Source organism: Vibrio sp. Makdt (assembly GCF_027587015.1).
GTDB lineage: Bacteria > Pseudomonadota > Gammaproteobacteria > Enterobacterales > Vibrionaceae > Vibrio > Vibrio chagasii_B.
In genome coordinates this window covers 216,287-231,641 of sequence record NZ_JAPPTH010000009.1, presented here as the reverse complement: position 1 = coordinate 231,641, position 15,355 = coordinate 216,287, and the positions used below count along the sequence as shown (strand labels likewise).

The 15,355-nt window shown below is 46.2% G+C and carries 15 protein-coding genes and 1 other annotated feature; of the genes, 4 read left to right on the top strand and 11 right to left on the bottom strand.

Features of this window, described 5'->3' with window-relative positions:
• Nucleotides 1–26 precede the first annotated feature (26 nt).
• The 7 genes from trpA to OH460_RS13590 form a co-directional block, all read right to left on the bottom strand.
• On the bottom strand, nt 27–833 hold the full coding sequence (gene trpA, locus OH460_RS13620) for a tryptophan synthase subunit alpha (RefSeq protein ID WP_239939860.1): 807 nt from the start codon (nt 831–833) through the stop codon (nt 27–29).
• Nucleotides 833–2,023: a tryptophan synthase subunit beta gene (gene trpB / locus OH460_RS13615; RefSeq protein ID WP_061032809.1), complete on the bottom strand. Its 1,191-nt coding sequence runs from the start codon at nt 2,021–2,023 to the stop codon at nt 833–835. Before trpB ends, trpA begins: the two co-directional genes overlap by 1 nt.
• A gap of 142 nt (nt 2,024–2,165) precedes the next feature.
• Nucleotides 2,166–3,605 (bottom strand): bifunctional indole-3-glycerol-phosphate synthase TrpC/phosphoribosylanthranilate isomerase TrpF, encoded by a 1,440-nt coding sequence (gene trpCF, locus OH460_RS13610; RefSeq protein WP_269997838.1) that lies wholly within the window; start codon nt 3,603–3,605, stop codon nt 2,166–2,168.
• Between the two features lie 25 nt (nt 3,606–3,630).
• On the bottom strand, nt 3,631–4,626 hold the full coding sequence (trpD, locus tag OH460_RS13605; RefSeq protein WP_137407454.1) for an anthranilate phosphoribosyltransferase: 996 nt from the start codon (nt 4,624–4,626) through the stop codon (nt 3,631–3,633).
• 9 nt (nt 4,627–4,635) lie between these two features.
• Nucleotides 4,636–5,244 (bottom strand): aminodeoxychorismate/anthranilate synthase component II, encoded by a 609-nt coding sequence (locus OH460_RS13600; RefSeq protein WP_019821126.1) that lies wholly within the window; start codon nt 5,242–5,244, stop codon nt 4,636–4,638.
• A gap of 2 nt (nt 5,245–5,246) precedes the next feature.
• Complete coding sequence (locus tag OH460_RS13595) at nt 5,247–6,836, bottom strand: anthranilate synthase component 1 (RefSeq protein WP_269997836.1); 1,590 nt, start codon at nt 6,834–6,836, stop codon at nt 5,247–5,249.
• A 125-nt stretch (nt 6,837–6,961) separates the two neighbouring features.
• Nucleotides 6,962–7,076: a sequence feature (Trp leader region), on the bottom strand.
• Complete coding sequence (locus OH460_RS13590; RefSeq protein ID WP_269997834.1) at nt 7,023–7,148, bottom strand: Trp operon leader peptide; 126 nt, start codon at nt 7,146–7,148, stop codon at nt 7,023–7,025. Its footprint overlaps the feature before it by 54 nt.
• A 120-nt stretch (nt 7,149–7,268) precedes the next feature.
• On the opposite strand from OH460_RS13590, the gene rnm reads away from it, so the two are divergent.
• The 3 genes from rnm (at nt 7,269) to rluB (ending at nt 10,006) form a co-directional block, all read left to right on the top strand.
• Nucleotides 7,269–8,138 (top strand): RNase RNM, encoded by an 870-nt coding sequence (gene rnm / locus OH460_RS13585; protein ID WP_008224411.1) that lies wholly within the window; start codon nt 7,269–7,271, stop codon nt 8,136–8,138.
• Between the two features lie 55 nt (nt 8,139–8,193).
• Complete coding sequence (locus OH460_RS13580; protein WP_004741255.1) at nt 8,194–8,814, top strand: L-threonylcarbamoyladenylate synthase; 621 nt, start codon at nt 8,194–8,196, stop codon at nt 8,812–8,814.
• A gap of 160 nt (nt 8,815–8,974) precedes the next feature.
• Nucleotides 8,975–10,006, top strand: coding sequence for a 23S rRNA pseudouridine(2605) synthase RluB (rluB, locus tag OH460_RS13575; RefSeq protein WP_239930976.1), 1,032 nt, complete (start codon nt 8,975–8,977; stop codon nt 10,004–10,006).
• Nucleotides 10,007–10,230: 224 nt separating this feature from the next.
• Here the strand turns inward: rluB and OH460_RS13570 are convergent, their stop codons facing one another.
• From OH460_RS13570 to efpL, 3 genes are all read right to left on the bottom strand, one after another.
• Nucleotides 10,231–10,713 (bottom strand): RNA methyltransferase, encoded by a 483-nt coding sequence (locus OH460_RS13570; protein WP_004741257.1) that lies wholly within the window; start codon nt 10,711–10,713, stop codon nt 10,231–10,233.
• A gap of 147 nt (nt 10,714–10,860) precedes the next feature.
• On the bottom strand, nt 10,861–11,190 hold the full coding sequence (locus OH460_RS13565) for an HI1450 family dsDNA-mimic protein (protein WP_004741258.1): 330 nt from the start codon (nt 11,188–11,190) through the stop codon (nt 10,861–10,863).
• 10 nt (nt 11,191–11,200) lie between these two features.
• Nucleotides 11,201–11,770 (bottom strand): elongation factor P-like protein EfpL, encoded by a 570-nt coding sequence (gene efpL / locus OH460_RS13560; protein ID WP_004741259.1) that lies wholly within the window; start codon nt 11,768–11,770, stop codon nt 11,201–11,203.
• Nucleotides 11,771–11,907: 137 nt separating this feature from the next.
• Here efpL and OH460_RS13555 point away from each other — a divergent pair, with 137 nt between their 5' ends.
• A complete protein-coding gene (locus tag OH460_RS13555; protein ID WP_019821130.1) occupies nt 11,908–12,675 on the top strand; it encodes an elongation factor P in 768 nt (255 codons plus the stop codon).
• Nucleotides 12,676–12,759: 84 nt separating this feature from the next.
• Here the strand turns inward: OH460_RS13555 and OH460_RS13550 are convergent, their stop codons facing one another.
• Entirely contained in the window at nt 12,760–15,123 is a 2,364-nt protein-coding gene (locus tag OH460_RS13550; RefSeq protein WP_269997822.1) for a DNA polymerase II, read from the bottom strand.
• Between the last annotated feature and the right edge of the window lie 232 nt (nt 15,124–15,355).

The following is a 15,355-nucleotide window of genomic DNA, read 5'->3' as shown; positions in this document are numbered from 1 at the left end:
ACGTCGTGTTTAGCAGGTGCTAACCATTACTTCTGTGTTGCCGCTTTCATCGGCGCAACAAACTCAGCCAGTGTTTTAAGCATTGCTTCTGGCTGTTCAACGTTATTCTCAATGATTTTTACAACCGCTGAGCCAGAGATAGCACCTGCAGCGCCAGCTTGAATCGCTTCTTTTACCTGCTCAGGAGCCGAGATGCCGAAACCAAGCAGTGCTGGTGGCGCGTCGAACTTGTTCAAACGGTCAAGTAGTGCGGTTACTGGCATGTTTGCTTTAGTTTCTGCACCCGTTACGCCAGCACGAGAAAGTAGGTAAGTGTAGCCGCCACCAAGTTCTGACACGGATTTAAGTGTTTCGTCGCTTGCTGTTGGTGGTGCAATGAAGATTGGGTGAACGCCAAACTTCTTCGCTGCAGCGACAAACTCGCTACTTTCGTTTGTCGGTACGTCTGCGATCAATACTGAGTCGATACCAGCGTTGGCACAACGCTCATAGAAGCTCTCGATGCCACGTGCGTAAACCAAGTTCGCGTACATCAATAGACCAATCGGTAGCTCTGGGTATTTTGCGCGGATTTGACCAATAAGATCGAAACACACATCAGGCGTTACTTTAGAATCTAACGCACGAATGTTCGCACCTTGGATTGTTGGGCCATCAGCCAGTGGATCAGAGAACGGGATACCAAGTTCCAGCGCATCAGCACCTGCTTCAACCAAAGTTTCCATGATCTTAAGAGACTGTTCAGGGTTAGGATCGCCAACCGTTACGAATGGTACAAATGCACCCTGATTCTTTTCAGCTAAGCGAGTGAATAGTGATTGATAGCGATCCATTATAGTGCTCCTTTCTCTTTAAGGATGTCGTGTACAGAGAAAATGTCTTTGTCACCACGACCAGACAAGTTAACGACTAATAGTTGTTCTTTTTCTGGTTCGTCGTGAGCCATTTTGATTGCATGAGCTAAAGCATGAGATGACTCTAGCGCTGCGAGGATACCTTCATTACGTGCGATAGATTGGAACGCTTCTAGCGCTTCATCATCGGTTACGTTTTCGTATTCAGCACGGCCAATTGCGTTCAGGTGAGCGTGTTGAGGGCCAACTGATGGGAAGTCTAGACCCGCAGATACAGAGTAAGACTCTTCTACTTGGCCGTTCTCATCTTGCATCAATGGTGCTTTCATACCAAAGAAGATACCTGTTTTACCGTGCTTAAGCGGCGCGCCGTGTTGGTCGGTATCAATACCTTTACCCGCTGGCTCAACACCGATTAGGCGAACCGTTTCTTCTTCGATGAAATCAGCAAACATGCCGATAGCGTTTGAACCGCCGCCAACACAAGCGATAACGGCATCTGGAAGGCGACCTTCTCGAGCTAGAATTTGGTTCTTGGTTTCTTCACCAATCATGCGTTGGAAGTCACGAACGATGGTTGGGAATGGGTGAGGACCTGCAGCCGTACCTAGTAGGTAGTGTGCATCTTCATAAGTTGCAGACCAGTCACGAAGTGCTTCGTTACATGCATCTTTTAGCGTAGAAGAACCAGAATGAACAGGGATAACCTCTGCGCCCATTAGCTTCATACGGAACACGTTCGGGCTTTGACGTTCAACGTCTTTAGCACCCATGTAAACGCGACACTTAAGACCCAATAGAGCACAAGCGAGAGCCGTCGCAACACCGTGTTGACCCGCACCTGTTTCAGCGATGATTTCATTTTTGCCCATACGCTTAGCAAGTAGAGCCTGACCAAGTACTTGGTTGGTTTTGTGTGCACCACCGTGAAGTAGGTCTTCACGTTTTAGGTAAAGTTTGGTCTTTGTACCTTTAGTTAGGTTGCGAGTTAGCGTTAGTGCCGTTGGACGACCCGCGTACTCTTGAAGAAGCGTCATGAATTCACTGCGGAACTCAGGATCGGCTTGTGCATCGATAAATGCTTGTTCAAGTTGGTCTAGTGCTGGCACTAGGATCTGCGGTACGTATTGACCACCGTATTCACCGAAGTAGGCATCGAGTTTAGCCATTATCTTATTCCTTCAATTCTATTGGCGTGTCTTCACACCAAGTCTTTTAGTCTTGTTTGAGCCTCGCTAAGGCAAAGCTCACAAATGTGTTTTAATTTCCGCTTTCTAGCTCTAGTGCTGATTATTGCTTTTAAAAGCCTGACTAGTAATTACGAATCTCTGCAAAAGCGCGTTGCAGTTTGTCTGCGTCTTTTTTACCTGGAGCAGATTCAACACCAGAATTTAGGTCTAACCCTAAACAGCCCAACTTAGCCGCTTGGTTAGCATTTTCTGGGTTTAGACCACCGGCCAACATGATTGCGCTTTGGTTGTTGATCAGGCTCCAATCGAACGCTTGACCGGTACCGCCAGTTTGAGAACCCACTTTGCTATCTAGCAGGTGACGAGTCACGTTGCTTTCCAGTAATTCTGGTAACGCGCTCTCAGCGTCGCAAGCCACACCGTAAGCTTTCCAGATCTCAACATTTTCAGGCAGTGATTGTTTTAGCTCATCAACATAGGCTTGAGACTCATCGCCGTGCAGTTGTACAGCGAACAAACCGAGCTCAGAAACCGTGTTAGCCACATCTGCCACGCTGTGGTTTTGGAACACACCCACGTAGTTCAATGGCGCACCGCTCATCGTTAAACGAGCCGCTTCGATATCCACATGACGCTTAGACGCTTCCACGAAAATCAGACCACCGAATACCGCGCCAGCTTGATACGCCTTGGCAGCATCGTTAGGATGAGTTAAACCACACACCTTGTTTTCGCCCAGCGTTACTTTACGAACGGCCAGTTCAAGGTTCTTTTCAGCCATAAGAGAGCTACCAATTAGGAAGCCATCTGCAAATGTTGAAAGGTCACGCACTTGTTGGTGTGTGTAGATACCAGACTCTGAAATTACGACTGCATTAGGTGCTAGTTCACGTAGTAGTGGGGCTAGTTCTTTTGTACGATTCAAATCCGTCGACAGGTCACGCAGGTTACGGTTGTTAATGCCGATCACCTTAGCGTTCAGAGCGACTGCGCGATGCAACTCTTCTTCGTTGCTGACTTCAGTAAGGACACCCATGTTGAGTGAGTGAGCAACCTCAGCAAGAGCTTGGTACTCTTCGTCATCCAATACCGATAGCATCAACAAGATAGCATCTGCCGAGTAGTGACGAGCTAAGTAAACTTGGTAGGTATCCACCATGAAGTCTTTGCACAGGATTGGCTGCTTAGCGATGCTGCGAACCTTAGGTAAAAACTCAAAGTCACCTTGGAAGTACTTTTCGTCGGTCAACACTGAAATTGCGTTTGCATGATTGTTGTAAACCGATGCAATGTAGTCCAGGTCGAACTCGTCACGGATCAAACCTTTTGACGGTGATGCCTTTTTACATTCAGTAATGAAAACCGTCTGTTCGCCGCTCAGTGCATCATAAAAACTGCGGTCTGCTTCGGTTAACGCTGCTTTAAACCCTTCCAGTGGCTGAGCTTGTTTACGCGCTTCAACCCATTGGTATTTATCACGAACGATTTTTGCTAATACTTCCGCCATTTCAGCTTCTTTAACTGAAACGTGGGTCGACAGTTTATCGGTAGTCTGTGTCATGTTCTTTGTCTCAATTCGTCGTTCGTTAGGCGTGAGCAGCAAGCTTTTGTACAAGCTCGTAGGCTTTGCCAGAGTTCATCGCGTCAATGGCCTGTTGTGCGTTGGCTTTTAGGTCTTCGTGACCAAATAGGCGCATCAATAGAGCAACGTTTACGGCTACTGCGCCAACTTGGGCTTCAGTGCCTTTACCCGTCAGGATATCTGTTGTGATAGCTTTGTTTTCTTCTGGCTCGCCGCCCTTGATTGCTTCAAGCGGGTGAGTGTTCAAACCAAAGTCTGCCGGCGTCACTGTGTACTCGTGAATTGCGCCATCTTTGATCTCTGCAACGATCGTTTCGCCGTGAATGGCGACTTCATCAAGTCCGCTACCGTGAACAACCGCCGCGCGCTTCATACCCATTTGCAGCATGGTTTCTGCGATAGGGCGTACAAGCTCTTTGCTGTAAACACCCATTAGCTCGATGTTAGGGCGAGCAGGGTTAATCAGTGGGCCAAGGATATTGAAGATAGTACGTGTTTTCATCGTTTGACGAACTGGCATCGCGTGACGCACGCCACCGTGGTATTGCGGAGCAAATAGGAATGCTACGCCAAGCTCATCGACAGCCGTACGCGTGTCTTCCGCCGTCATCGCTAGGTTGATGCCAAACGAATCCAGTAGGTCAGAAGAGCCTGATTTGCTCGATACACTGCGGTTACCGTGTTTCGCAACTTTTAAACCACATGCCGCGGCAACAAATGCTGAAGTTGTCGAAATATTAATGGTGTTGTGACCGTCGCCGCCTGTACCTACGATATCTGCAAAATCGTAATCTGGGCGTGGGAACGGGTTTGCATTAGCAAGCAGTGCTTTCGCCGCACCGGCGATTTCTTCTGGCGTCTCGCCTTTGATTTTCAGTGCAGTCAGTGCAGAAGCCATCAGGATTGGGTCTAGTTCACCCTTGATGATAACGTCGAATAACTGTTGGCTTTCTTCTTGAGTAAGAGACTGCTGTTCGTAAAGTTTATTAATCTGTTCCATGATCGTTTCCTAGTTAGCCTTTTTATCAAGGGTGTCGTTCTTCTCAAGAGCCCATTCGATAGCGTTCGCTAGAAGCGTTGCACCGTAGGTGGTCATAATTGATTCTGGGTGGAATTGGAATCCACATACTTTGTCTTGTTCTTGAACCACAGACATGACCAAACCATCGACTTCAGCGGTTACCGTTAGGCTATCTGATACATGGGTAGCAACCAGAGAGTGGTAGCGAGCAATAGCCAGTGGAGAAGGTAAGCCTTGGTAAGTCGCATGATTTTGGTGCTCCATCATCGACACCTTACCATGAATGATTTCGCCTGCGCCTGCAACGGTGCCTCCATAAGCTTCAACGATCGCTTGGTGACCTAAGCAGATACCAATCATTGGCACCTTGCCTTTTAGCAGCTGAATTAACTCAGGCATGCAGCCCGCGTCTGCTGGAGCGCCAGGACCTGGTGAAAGTAGAGCAACAGGGTTGTCTAGTTCGTTGATTGCCGCTTCCACTACCTTTGCAGAGATGTTGTTACGGTATATTTTTACGTTGTGACCCAATGAGCGGAACTGGTCTACAAGGTTGTAAGTGAACGAGTCGAAGTTATCGATGAATACAATATCAGCCATGATTACGACTCCTTCTTGTTAGAGATGTTTTTAGTGTGAGCAGCTTGAATCGCTGAAATAACCGCTTGAGCTTTGCCGCGAGTTTCATCGGCTTCTGCTTGTGGATCTGAGTCGAACACTACACCAGCACCAGCTTGTACTTGTGCAACTCCATCTTCAACGTAAGCAGAGCGAATCACGATACAGGTATCTAACGTGCCTTCACCTGTTAGGTAACCTACCGCACCGCCATAGCTACCACGACGCGTTTTTTCTACATCACGGATAAGCTGCATTGCACGGATTTTTGGCGCGCCTGTTAGGGTGCCCATATTCATACAAGCTTGGTAAGCGTGTAGGGCATCTAAATCTTCACGTAGCTGACCAACAACACGAGAAACCAAGTGCATCACATGGCTGTAGCGGTCTACTTTTAGCAGGTCTGCCACGTGGCGAGTGCCAGCTTCGGCAATGCGCGCAACGTCATTACGAGCTAGGTCGACAAGCATCATGTGTTCTGCGTTTTCTTTCTTGTCGGTGCGCAGTTCAAGCTCGATACGGCTGTCTAGGTCGAAATCGATTTGACCGTCAGGACGCTTACCGCGACGACGAGTACCCGCAATTGGGTAGATCTCAATTTGGTTGGTTTCAGTTTCGTATTTCAGCGCGCTTTCTGGAGAGGCACCAAACAGCGTAAATAGCTCATCTTGCATGTAGAACATGTAAGGGCTTGGGTTACTTTGTTTTAATTCTTTGTAAGCGGCTAGTGGAGCGGGACAAGGAAGCGTGAAGCGGCGTGATGGTACGACTTGGAACACATCGCCTTTTACTACGTACTCTTTTAGGTCACGAACCGTTTGACAGAAATCTTCATCAGAAACGCTTGGTACCGCTTCCACGTTGTCTAGTGGCGTCACTTCCGTGATGGCTTTGAGTGACTGACATTGTGTTTGAATGTCGGCTAAACGCTCAGTTAGTTGTGCTTTGATGCTTTCGTCTTGAGCGAACAAGCTTGCGTGAAGCAGACCTTGGTTCTCTTGGTGGTCGAAACGAAGCAGGGTTTCAGCCACGTAGAATACAAAGTCAGGGCAGTTGTTGGTTGCTTCAGCATCGCCTAGCGGTTCAAAGTTCGCCACGATGTCGTAAGCGAATAGGCCAGCCATGAATAACGCGTGCTTATTATCAGCGTCTTGCTCAAAGCTGTGCTGAACCAAACGTAGTGCATCGAAAGAAGAAGCTTCTCTTAAGCGTGAGTCTTCGTCTAATTCGTTGCTCGGCTCAACAAAAGTCAGCGTCAGTAAGTTATCCGTCAAATCAGATTTAATCTCTGCTTTCACGTTTTGAGTTAGGTGTTCGATAAGCGCTTGACCGTTTTTAGTCAGGGCTTGAAAGGTTACTTCATGTTCGCGGCATACAATGCGAACAGCAGAGTCGATAAGGAGTAGGCTTGTCAGGTTCTGTTTAGATTCAATCTCAGCAGATTCCAACAGCAAACTGTCTGTTTTGTTTTCACACAAGGTATGGAAAACACTGGTTGGATCTTGCGAGTAAGGAACTGAAGAATTGATGACCTCAATGGTTCCCAGCTTTTTGATTTCAATGGCCTTGTTCACAAGACCTCCTTTATGATTCTTTAAATTTCCTGCCGTACATAGTCGCATAAAGATACCTTTCACCCAATCTAGAATATGGTCAATTCGATGATTTGTTAGTCAGTTGAATGTGAGATGTTCGACAAATTAAAAAGCCCGCTATGGAAGCGGGCTTAGTGATAACTTTTTTATAAACAAACTGTTTAATTAGAAGTATACGTTAGCCCACCAAGAACTTGTCCAAGTGCGCCACCAATTAAGCTCTGAACTTGCTTCTTCTGAAGAAAGTTCTAAAACTTTATCTTTATGGTCTTGGTTAAATTCTTGTAACATGGTGAACCTATCAAATGTGATACTTCGTATTTGTGTACTAGTTAACTAGTTTTCTGCTTGCGGGTCAAGTGTGTTGACACAAATATAACGATAAAAATTGAAAACAATGAAAAAGAATATATGAGAATTGATCTACATAGTCATACAACAGCCTCAGATGGCCGACTTACTCCACCTGAGCTAATTGACCGAGCGCTAAGCTTTAACATCGAAGCGTTAGCGATTACAGATCATGATACGACGGATGGGCTTGCTGAAGCGCGCAACTATATTGCGGATAACAATCTTCCTATTCAGCTGATAAATGGCATCGAAATCTCCACAGTATGGCAAAACAAAGATATTCATATTGTTGGTTTAAACGTCGACCCTGAGTCACCAGAACTGAAAGCTCTTATTGAACAACAGAAGCAGCACCGAATTGGCCGTGCAGAACTGATTGCTCAGCGCCTTGAGAAAGCAACACGCGAAGGGGTATTAGAAGAGGTTAAGTTGATTGCTGGCGATGCACCGATCACTCGCGCCCATTTTGCTAAGTGGTTAGTCGATAACGGTTATGCGAAAACCATGCAGCAAGTGTTCAAAAAGTTTCTTACTCGCAATAACCCAGGTTACGTGCCACCAACTTGGTGCTCAATGAGTGATGCTGTCACGGCCATTCACGCCGCTGGTGGACAAGCGGTATTAGCGCACCCAGGCCGATATGGTTTTACTGCTAAGTGGGTTAAGCGTCTACTGACTGCATTTGTTGAGGCAAAAGGCGACGCGATGGAAGTGGCACAACCTCAACAAGCACAACAAGAAAGACGCACTCTTGCGGATTATGCTATACAATACAAACTATTAGCCTCCCAAGGCAGCGACTTCCATTATCCATCTCCTTGGATGGAACTTGGACGCAATCTCTGGCTACCTTCTGGGGTCGAAGAAGTATGGAAAGATTGGGAGTTTCAAACGGTTTCACCATCTGATAGCGATGTCAGTATCTAAGTGAAGCAGCTCCTTCTGATGATAGAGTCGAGAGATTCGATAACGAGGATCAATAATGAGCCAGTTTTTTTATGTACACCCAGATAACCCACAAGCACGTTTAATCAATCAAGCGGTTGCGATTGTTCGTAATGGCGGTGTTGTGGTTTATCCAACAGACTCAGGCTATGCGCTGGGTTGTCAGCTTGAGAACAAACAAGCACTAGAACGTATTTGTAAGATTCGTCGTATCGACGATAAGCATAACTTCACTCTGTTATGCCGTGACTTGTCTGAGCTGTCACTGTATGCACGCGTAGATAACGTTGCTTTTCGTCTGCTTAAGGCTCATACGCCAGGTGCTTATACGTTTATTTTTAAAGCGACCAAAGAAGTGCCAAAGCGTTTGATGAACGCGAAACGTAAAACCATTGGTATTCGTGTACCAGACAACAAGATCGCTCTAGACCTGTTAGAAGCGATGGGTGAGCCATTGATGTCTACATCTCTTATCTTACCGGGTAATGAGACAACAGAGTCGGATCCAGAAGAAATTCGCGACAGCCTAGAACACGCTGTTGATGTTATTTTGAATGGTGGCTACTTAGGTGAACAACCGACCACAGTGATTGACTTCAGCGACGATGATGCTGTCATTCTGCGCCGTGGTGCCGGTGATCCAGCGCCGTTTGAATAATCGCATTACTGGTTAACAGTCTGTAACGATACAGAGCGCCTGCCATAAGTAAATAACAAGTGCTTTTTGGCAGGTAATTTGCGATAATACGCGACCGCGATTTGGTCGCGAAAAATTCATTCGACGTCTGTGAAGACGACAATTAGGTAGAAAAGAGTAAATGAGCGAAAAATTACAGAAGGTTTTAGCGCGAGCTGGTCACGGTTCTCGTCGTGAACTAGAAGGTTTAATCAAATCTGGCCGTGTAAGTGTTAACGGGCAAGTTGCGAAACTGGGCGAGCGTCTTGAAGACGAGAACTCAGTGATCCGTATCGATGGCCATACTGTTTCAGGTAAAGCGTCTGAAGAAGTGGTTTGTCGTGTACTTGCTTACTACAAACCTGAAGGTGAGCTATGTACTCGTCATGATCCTGAAGGTCGCCGCACAGTTTTCGATCGTCTACCTAAGATCCGTGGTTCTCGTTGGATTTCGGTTGGTCGTCTTGATGCGAACACGTCTGGTCTTTTGCTTTTCACTACCGATGGTGAACTTGCAAACCGTCTAATGCACCCAAGCCGTCAGGTTGAGCGTGAGTACCTAGTACGTGTATTTGGTGAAGTTACTGAGCAGAAGGTTAAGAACCTTGTGCGCGGTGTTGAACTAGAAGACGGCATGGCTCGTTTCGAAGATGTGGTTTACGCTGGTGGTGAAGGTATGAACCATACTTTCTACGTAGCGATTAACGAAGGTCGTAACCGTGAGGTTCGTCGTCTTTGGGAATCACAAGAAACAACAGTAAGCCGCTTGAAGCGTGTACGTTACGGTGATATCTACCTTGACAAGAAACTGCCTCGTGGCGGTTGGAAAGAGCTAGATCTTCAAGAAGTAAACTACCTGCGTGAGCTTGTAGAACTTAAGCCAGAGAAAGAGACACTGTTGGACCTTGATCCTTCAAACACTTCTCGCAAGCGTGAGCGTTCTCGTAGCCAGAAAATTCGTCGCGCTGTCAAGCGTCACGAAGAGCGCGCAAATGCGCCAAAAGGCCGTAGCAACCAAGCTAAACGCAAGAAGCCAGCTACTCGTGGTACTACAACACCTGATTCAGGTCGTAGTGCTCCAGCAGCGAAAGGCAAGCCTCAAGCGAACAAAAGCAAGCCAAAGACAAACAACGGTCGTCCGGCTAAACCAGCTAAGCCAAGAACTCGTCAGTAATGATGTAAGTTCTCAAGCTTAAAGCTTCATTGTCTTAAAGCACTGAATACTAAAAAACCTGCTCATTGAGCAGGTTTTTTTACATCTAAGCCAATAGAAGATGCGAGTAATCGAGTATCGAAAGCATGCTGCCATAAACGCAGTAAGCGTGCTCTTCGCATCTCTTATCTCGTTGACGCGCATCTATAATCTGCTCGTATCTCGTATCTCGTATCTCGTATCTTCTACTTATGATTCGAAAAGTTATCACCCTTGGCCAAGCGGTCGTAAAGTACCACGTTCACAGATGCAGCGAGGTTCATGCAACCATTGGTTGGAACGTAAATCGTGTCGCGGCAGAAATCAGTGATTTCTTTCTTTAGCGTGCCATCTTCTGGGCCAAAAATATAAAACGCGCGTGGTGGGTGTTTGTAATCCGGTAGAGGCTTCGCACCTTCAATCAGATCAACGGCCACAGGCACGCAGCCTACTGGAATAATGTCTTTCAGCTCTTCAACGCCAATCAGTGGCAGCTCTAAGTGCTTCTCTTTGGTGTCGGTATGGAATTTTCGCGCATGATCGTAGCGTGTGCCTGTGTAGAACACAGAGTTAGCGCCGTAGCAGCCAGCCGCTCGCATTACAGAGCCTACGTTTTCAGGCGTCTTTGGGTTAACTAGGCCAATGCAGGCATAGCCTTTGGATTGTGTGTCTGTTTTTGCTTTGGTCATATCAGTGAATATAAAGTTGATAAAGAAAGAGAGTTCTCATGCAGGGAAGTAGCGTGATAAAAATAGCCGAGCAAGTGGCTCGGCTAGATTTTTAACTCGTTTACATGAGTGCTTGTTTACTCATGAAGTTGAGCGTCAGCAGTCGTATTAGTCGCGCTTCCACAGCATGTGACAGAACTTATGCTCTGGGTCACGGCTGATTAGCATGCGAGCAAATACGTCGTCTAGAACGTCATCAGCTTCATTCACAAGACCAATGCGCACTTCTGCGTAGATTTCTTTGTCGACTTCAAAGCCAACATGTTCAACCCAATCATCACCTGTTTCAACAAGCTCTGCAGCGCCACGGTCTTCAAACTGAGCCGTGAATAGAATCACATCTGCAGGTTCAAGGTTATCGGGTGCCATCTCTAGGAAGATGTCGTATGCAGTATCAATTGCGTCGTCATAAGACATTAGGTCGTTAGCTTCGGTCATAATAAGTATCTTAGCTTGCGCGGTTCATGTATTTACGTTCAGCAGTGTTTACTACTACTTTGTCGCCAGTCGCGATGTACTCAGGTACTTGGATAGTAAGACCTGTAGAAAGACGAGCAGGCTTAGTACGAGCAGACGCTGATGCACCTTTGATTGAAGGGTCAGTCTCTTCGATAACTAGCTCAACAGACGTTGGTAGCTCAAGTGTTGCTGCGTTGCCGTCGATAAGGATAGCGTACATGCCTTGAGTGTCTTCGTTGATGAACAGTAGCTCGTCTTCGATAGTTTCACCGTTGAAGATGAATTGTGTGTAATCTTCGTTGTCCATGAAGATGTACTCGTTGCCATCAACGTAAGAGAACATTACTGCACGCTTAGTTACATCGATCGTTTCAACGATTTCGTCAGCCTTGTGGCGAACTTCAGTTTTAACGCCAGTTGCTACGTCGTTACCACGGAAACGGTAAATCTTTTGACCGCCACGGCCACCTGGTGTTGTTACTTCGATATCTTTAACAATGACTGTTTTGCTTTCTACTGTGATAGCAAAACCTTTTTTAATTTCACTTGCTCTAGGCATTTTGTGTTTGTCCTTAGTGGGTCTATCCGCTGATTATATCTCGGAGATGCTATAAATAGGAATAGCTTGAATCATAAAGTCACCTAAGCGATCATAGAGTCACAGTTAAATCATGATTTTATTTGCCGAAACGACCTATGCAGTTACCTGTTATTGACCCTACACAGCCTTTTCAACCCGAATTTCAACCAGTGGTTAACGATCTGATTACCTTCTTAAAAGGTGGGCTGGGTTCTAATCTTCACAGTGTCTATATTTATGGCAGTGTTGCTCGCAAGCAAGCTGTAGCCGGTCGCTCAAATCTTGACGTGGTTGTGGTGACACACCGTCCGTTTCCTGAGCAGCGAACAACGCTGTTAAACACCATTAAATGGCGCTTCCAAAAGAGCTTTCCTCAAGTCACTCAAGTGGCAATAAAAACCACATTGGTGAGTGAAGTGGTCGACTTCGACAATATCTTCACGTGGGGGTTTATGCTCAAGCACCTGTCGGTGTGTGTATACGGTGAAGACTTATCAGATTGTTATGGTGATTTCGAAACCAGTTGGGAAATAGCCAAGCATTGGAATATGGACGTTGAAAACTGGTTAGCGGTATATCGAAACAAAATTGCGCGAGCAACAACGCCTGAACAGCAAGTCGCAGCGCAAGTGATCATCGCCAAGAAGCTGCTACGAGCGAGCTACTCTTTGGTGATGTACCGTGATAAGTATTGGTTTGATAACCCGGTTGCTTGTGGTCAGCAGTTCTTGAAGTATCACCCAGACAGAGAGGTCGAAATCCAACGACTGGGTATATTGCTTTCAGGCCGACCGATTCCGAAACGTTCAGTGATCGGCATTCTGGATGGGTTTGGGGAATGGCTGGTTAAGCAATATCAGAAAACAGAGTTTCGAATCGGATAGAACTTCGTAACCTACAGATATAAAAAGCAGAGCGAATTGAACATTCCTCTGCTTTTTTGTTTTGATTGAACCTCGATACGAATCTTAGAATAAGCCTAATTGCTGCCCACTGACTCTCTCAAAATCTAAACCAATGAAAGGTAAGATTGCTTCTGCCACCGGTTTAATCTGCTTATCGATGTAGTGCTGATAATCGATACCACTCTTCAAATACTCTTTGGGCTCTGGGCCATTTAAGGTAATTAAGTATTCAATACGCCCTTTGTTTTGGTACTGAAGTGGGCGCCCTAGTTTTGCATTGACCTCATCAGCCATTCTGGCAGCCCGAACTTGTGGCGGAATGTTCTTTTGGTACTCATGTAACTTGCGACGCAGGCGCTTTTGGTAAACCAGCAAGTCGTCATGCTTACCTGCTGAAGTCTCATCAACAAACTGTCTGACGTAGTCGGTTGGGTCTTGGTCGTGGAAGACCATTTCATATAAGGTTTGTTGGAACTGTTGCGCGAGTGGTGTCCAGTCTGTTCGCGCGCTCTCAAGCCCTTTGAAAATGATCTTCTCTTGGTCGCCTTGGTTGATTAAACCGGCATAGCGCTTCTTCGAGCCTGTTTCCGAACCACGAATGGTTGGCATCAGGAATTTTCGATAGTGAGTCTCGTATTCTAATTCAAGAATTGAGGTCAGGTTATAGGTCTCTTTTAGGTGCTCGGTCCACCAGTTGTTAATATAAGCGACCAGTTGATGGCCAATCTCGTCGGCTTGCTCTTGGTCATAACTGCCGTTGAGGGAGACGAAGGTCGAGTCGGTATCCCCATAAATTACTTGGTAGCCCTTGTCTTCGATCAGAACCTTGGTTTGTTTCATGATTTCATGACCACGCATGGTGATTGATGACGCCAAGCGAGTATCAAAGAAGCGGCAGCCAGAGGAACCTAACACGCCATAGAAAGAGTTCATGATGATCTTAATGGCTTGAGAGAAAGCTTTTTCGTTGTTCTTCTTTGCGACGTCACGAGCAGCCCAAAGGTTTTCGATCATCTCTGGTAAGAAGTGTTTGGTGCGGTGAAATTGCCCACCGCGAAAGCCATCAACGGCTTGGTTTTCAGCTGGGCCGATTTCCAATTTCAACCCTTCGATTAACCCCATAGGGTCAATCAAAAATGAACGAATGATGGACGGGTATAGGCTTTTGAAGTCGAGCACCAGAACGGAGTCATACAGGTTAGGGATGGAGTCCATCACATAGCCACCAGGGCTAGCGATCCAGTTCTCTGGCTCTAGATTCGGGGCAACATAACCTGCTCTGTGTATCTGAGGTAAATATAAATTGGTAAAGGCTGCAACAGATCCGCCAACACGGTCTAGCTCAACTCCGGTCAAGCGAGAGCGCTCTATAACGAAATCGAGTAGGTGGGTGTGTTCGAAGATTCGATTTACCAACACACAGTCTTGCAGGTTGTATTTAGCCAGTGAGGGCTTATCGAATTTGAACATTCGATTAATCTCATCCATACGGTCATGAACGTTATGAATATCCTTACCTTCACCGAGTAGTTCGCGTGAGACTGATTCAAGCGACCAAGATCTGAAGTGGTAGGTTGCTGTTTTCAGCATATCGATACCATCTAAGACAACACGCCCTGGAATAGTGATGAAGCCTTGTTGGCTTTGTGCTGAGCTACGGAAGAAGCTAGGTTGATTATCTCGACCAATATTGAGCTTTACCTCATTCCATTCCGCCCGCTTGTGTAAGAGCCTGAAATCGAAGTCAATGACATTCCAACCAATGATGATGTCCGGGTCAAATTCAGAGAACCATGCGATCATCGCTTCAAGCAGTGCTTTCTCATTAGCTACCCACTGGATCTTGGTTTCGGCTTGTTGTGGCTCGCCAATCATGATCACTCGGCTGTCCATCGGGCTGTCTAAACCAATAGAGTAGAGCACGCCTTTTTCTGAACATTCGATATCCAGAGAAACCATCGAAAGCGTGGGTAAGTAGTTACCCGCTCTGCACTTAGCATTGGAGACTCGACGATGTTGATTTTTTTGTACCGCTGTTCCAGTAAACTCAATACTTCCTTTGATAAAACGTTCCATTAGGAAGCGATCCGCAAGGCGAATGTCGCTCTCAAAAGTCTGGATTTCTTCGTTGTTAAAGGCTTGTGCCAAACCAAAACTGCTTCTTGATAGTGAGGTATAACAAGCCGCGAGAGGGGTTTGTTCGAAGGTCGCGATCTCAAGCGGTTTAAATTGGCAGTCTATCGACTCTTTAGTCGCAATAACCTCACAAGCGGCCACATCAGATTGAGCAACAAAAAATACCGGCTTTTCGTTTTGAATAGTCAGAAGAGTAGGGCCTTGAGGCGTGCTTAACCACAAGTCGATTTGTGTACGCCCAGAAAAATCTCTCGCCTGTCTTGTAAGTACAAAGCCTTGCTGAATATCCAATATAATAACCTATTGATATGGGGGAGTGAATACTACCATCTAGCGCCAGATTACGCACAATAGGTTGCGAAGATAGTCATTAAATACTTGTTAACAGCAGTAGATAACGGGACTCTGTAAGCAAAAAAGTGAAATAGTCGAGAATGGCTATTTAATGGTATTGAAAATATCTTTATCTTATGTAATTTTATTGGGTGTTGTTTTAACTAGTTGATTTTTAGTGAAAGCTTAT

Coding starts and splice junctions, on each gene's coding strand:
- OH460_RS13555 (WP_019821130.1), top strand. CDS start 11,908: ATGCAGTTACCTGTTATTGACCCTACACAGCCTTTTCAACCCGAATTT.
- OH460_RS13565 (WP_004741258.1), bottom strand. CDS start 11,190: ATGACCGAAGCTAACGACCTAATGTCTTATGACGACGCAATTGATACT.
- trpA (WP_239939860.1), bottom strand. CDS start 833: ATGGATCGCTATCAATCACTATTCACTCGCTTAGCTGAAAAGAATCAG.
- trpD (WP_137407454.1), bottom strand. CDS start 4,626: ATGGAACAGATTAATAAACTTTACGAACAGCAGTCTCTTACTCAAGAA.
- rnm (WP_008224411.1), top strand. CDS start 7,269: ATGAGAATTGATCTACATAGTCATACAACAGCCTCAGATGGCCGACTT.
- OH460_RS13600 (WP_019821126.1), bottom strand. CDS start 5,244: ATGGCTGATATTGTATTCATCGATAACTTCGACTCGTTCACTTACAAC.
- OH460_RS13570 (WP_004741257.1), bottom strand. CDS start 10,713: ATGACCAAAGCAAAAACAGACACACAATCCAAAGGCTATGCCTGCATT.
- OH460_RS13580 (WP_004741255.1), top strand. CDS start 8,194: ATGAGCCAGTTTTTTTATGTACACCCAGATAACCCACAAGCACGTTTA.
- OH460_RS13590 (WP_269997834.1), bottom strand. CDS start 7,148: ATGTTACAAGAATTTAACCAAGACCATAAAGATAAAGTTTTAGAACTT.
- trpB (WP_061032809.1), bottom strand. CDS start 2,023: ATGGCTAAACTCGATGCCTACTTCGGTGAATACGGTGGTCAATACGTA.
- rluB (WP_239930976.1), top strand. CDS start 8,975: ATGAGCGAAAAATTACAGAAGGTTTTAGCGCGAGCTGGTCACGGTTCT.
- efpL (WP_004741259.1), bottom strand. CDS start 11,770: ATGCCTAGAGCAAGTGAAATTAAAAAAGGTTTTGCTATCACAGTAGAA.
- trpCF (WP_269997838.1), bottom strand. CDS start 3,605: ATGACACAGACTACCGATAAACTGTCGACCCACGTTTCAGTTAAAGAA.